Source organism: Oleiphilus sp. HI0123, from assembly GCF_001635315.1.
The window spans coordinates 1-465 of the sequence record NZ_LWGE01000573.1; the positions used below are offsets into that span (position 1 = coordinate 1).

General features: G+C 40.0%; 1 protein-coding gene. It reads right to left on the minus strand.

Annotated elements, in window-relative coordinates; genetic code table 11:
* Positions 1–465 (minus strand): helix-turn-helix domain-containing protein (locus A3761_RS05260; protein WP_156491624.1); only part of this gene is annotated, 465 nt, incomplete at both ends.

A 465-nucleotide genomic window follows, 5' to 3' on the forward strand; every position in this document is an offset into this window, starting at 1 on the left:
GGCAATGCGAGTAATGTCCTTTTTAGAAAACGCGAGTTGCTTTGCAGCATCATCGAAACGCAGTTGCAGAACAAACTCAATTAGACTGAACCCATACTTCTGCTTGAATTTTCGTGTAAGCTGGCTCCGAGATACTGAAAACCTCTTGCTCAAATCATCTAAATTGATATCTTCGACATAATGCCGTCTGACCCATGCAGTAATGTGATCAATATGATCGAAACTGATTTTAGAAAGAGCTGTGTCTTGATGCAGCCTCTCCATATGTAGAAGCAGCATTTTTATAAAGCAGTTTTCCGCAAATGATTGGTTCAAAAGAGAAGGTGACATCGAGAGTGCATCAACTTCTTGAATGCATCTTTCTAGATTGTCGCCCTGATCATTATTGGAATGAGACAGTGTCGTTTCTTGCTTTAGTTTTTCTATAAAGTCGTTATTGCATGGCGAACGCATTAAGTCGAGTGT